The 2,681-nt window shown below is 59.2% G+C and carries 3 protein-coding genes; all 3 read left to right on the top strand.

Annotated features, from left to right (window positions below):
* Window positions 1-458, top strand: a 458-nt coding sequence (gene ybgF / locus V6C07_RS13150; RefSeq protein WP_333536928.1) for a tol-pal system protein YbgF, incomplete at its 5' end; no start/stop codon positions are given.
* A gap of 87 nt (window positions 459-545) precedes the next feature.
* Entirely contained in the window at window positions 546-1,181 is a 636-nt protein-coding gene (locus V6C07_RS13145) for a protein phosphatase CheZ (RefSeq protein ID WP_333536927.1), read from the top strand.
* A gap of 421 nt (window positions 1,182-1,602) precedes the next feature.
* Window positions 1,603-2,427: a nitroreductase family protein gene (locus tag V6C07_RS13140; protein ID WP_333536926.1), complete on the top strand. Its 825-nt coding sequence runs from the start codon at window positions 1,603-1,605 to the stop codon at window positions 2,425-2,427.
* Window positions 2,428-2,681 lie beyond the last annotated feature (254 nt).

The raw sequence follows: 2,681 nt of genomic DNA, 5'->3' as shown, positions 1-2,681 counted from the left end.
AGGTTCCGGTCCAGGCTCCCGACGGCAGCACCTGGGGCCAGCCTTCGCCCCAGCCGCAGGCTCAGGTGCAGGTGCCGCAAAAGGACATCTCGCTGGCCCTTTTTGACGCGGGCGTCAATGCCTATAATGCCCGTAAATATGACGAGGCTCAGCGCTCGTTCACCGACTTTCTGAAAAACTACAAGGGCCACAATCTGGCCTCTGAAGCCCAGTTCTACCTTGCGGAGTGCTACTTCCAGCGCAACCAGTTTGCGGATGCGGCACTTTCCTATGACAAGGTGATCAAGGAATACCCCAAGTCTTCCAGCGCCCCCGGCGCGTATCTCAAGCAGGGCATCAGCTTCAGCAAGCTGAACCAGAGCGCGGCGGCCAAGGCGCGGATGGAAGAACTGATCAAGAAGTATCCCAATTCGCCCGAGGCTGCCCGGGCAAAGACCTTCCTGAAGACCAACAAGTAAGATCGGTCCGCCGCCGCGCCGTCCTACGGCGCGGCGGTTTGTCATTGTCTTTTTCAACAGCGCCGGTAACGGCGTAAAGGTGCATGCATGAGCGAGAAAAAGGCCGAGCCCGCCGTGTACAGGCAACTGAGCACGGACATGCGCCAGGGACTCAAGGATATCTATCAGCAGATATCCACGGCTTCCGACAGCAAGCCGCCGGCTGAATCCGGCACGGATGCGCTCTTTCATGAAGCCACGGATCAGCTTGGCGAGGTGCTCAAAGCCACGGAAAGCGCCACCATGTCCATTATGGAAATTGTGGAGCGCCACCTGGACATGCAGGAACAAAATGCTGAACTGCTGGCGCATGTACGCGAGGGCACGGCGTCTTCCACACAGATCGCCCTGCTTGAGGCCAACAACCGGCAAATGGGCGACGACCTCACAAGCGTGCTCACCACGCTGAGTTTTCAGGACATCACCGGCCAGCGGATCAAGCGGGTAGTCACCACGCTGAACAAGATCGAAAATACCGTGGTGGAGCTGTATCTTTCTTCGGGCCTTATTATGGAAGGCGCGGAAAAAGATCCGCAAAAAGACGCCGTTGCCCTTCAGGATGAGGCCCGGCAAGCCGTGGAGGAATTCCGTCGGCAGCGCAAGGCTGAAAAACTTAAAGGGCCGGACAACAACGGCGTATCGCAGGGCGCTATTGACGACATGCTCAGCCAGCTCGGCATGTAGGCTCGCGTCTGGCCGTCCGTTTTTTTGTGGGAGGTTCCTTTGACAAAAAGGGACCTCCTTTGCGCTGCGTTAGAGCAATTTCACTTTGAAATTGCTCGGACGGCTGCGTGAGCAGACGTTCGCTACGGAGGCGTAAGCGCAGTTTATCTGCGCGGTTAAACGCCGAAGTGAGTGTGCCTTAAACTTTGAGAATGTATATTCTCAAAGTTAATCTGATCTAGGCGCCAAGCAGCATCATGCCTTGCGGCTGCGTGGATGCCCCGGGCGGGTGATCCGTCTTGCAAGCATCCGCGCCGCAAATTTTGAGAATGTACACTCTCAAGGTTGATCCGCACTCGTCAAACAGTTTTTTATGACCCGGCCCAGGCAGTGACGCCGCAGACAGGGCAGAGCCGCCCGCCGGAAAAGAATCGGAGCATATATGAACGTATTTACTGTTGATCATGAGCTGTGCCGCAAGGACGGCATCTGCGCCCTTGTCTGCCCCGTGCATATTATTGACGCCGAACCGGGTTCCTACCCTGTTCTGGACAAGCACAAGGCCGTGTATTGTCTCAGCTGCGGCCAGTGCATGGCCTTCTGCCCCACGCTGGCCTGTACGGCTCCCGGCCTTGAACGTGAAGACTGCCGCCCTCTCAGCGCGCAGGACATGCCCACGCCACGTCAGGCCGACGAACTTGCTTTTTCGCGCCGTTCCGTGCGCAATTTCAAGGATAAAACCATTCCTCGCGAGGACCTGATAGACCTGCTCGAGGCGGTCCGCTTTGCGCCCACGGCAAAAAATACGCAGAATCTGCGCTGGATTCTGCTGGAATCGCGCGAACGGGTGGTGCAACTGGCCGAACTCGTGGTGGCGTGGATGCGCGAACTGCCCCGGATCGACCCGGAACTTGACGAAGCCATGCATGCCGGTGGGCTTGTGCGCGCCTGGGACAGGGGCGTGGATGTCATTACCCGCACTGCCCCGCAACTGGCCGTGGTGGTTGCCCCGCAGTGGCGCTGGGGCCAGCCTGATGCCGTCATTGCCGCCACCTATCTGGAACTGCTGGCGCAGGCCAGGGGCATAGGCTGCTGTTGGGCCGGGTATTTGTGTATGGCCTTCGAGCACCCCGCCGCGCAGGAAGTGCGGGATTTTCTCGGCATCCGTGAAGGTGAAATGGCTTTTGCCGCGCAGATGATGGGTTATCCGCGTTTCAAGGCCCATGCAAGGCCGCCGCGCAAGAATGCCCATATTACCTGGAAGTAGGCGGCGGGCGGTAGCCGGTGGCGGCAGAGGAGTAGTGCGGTGCGGATTCTTTTGCGCACAGGACAGGTCATGGCTGGAGTAATCCGAGTGGCCTGACTGCACTGGTTTGGCTTGTGTGCCGGGGGCAGGGGGGAGGTGGCATGGCACGCGGCAGGGGGAGCAGGTATTGTTACAGTCCGTCAGCTGACTTCATTTGGGCCGCCTGCGCGGCGCGCGGCAGAGGGGGCCTGTTCGGGGCTTTGCCCCTCCGAGGC

This window comes from Desulfovibrio sp. 1214_IL3152, from assembly GCF_036763055.1.
GTDB lineage: Bacteria > Desulfobacterota > Desulfovibrionia > Desulfovibrionales > Desulfovibrionaceae > Desulfovibrio.
The sequence above is the reverse complement of the archived record's forward strand: the minus strand, read 5'-3'. Positions and strand labels throughout refer to the sequence as shown.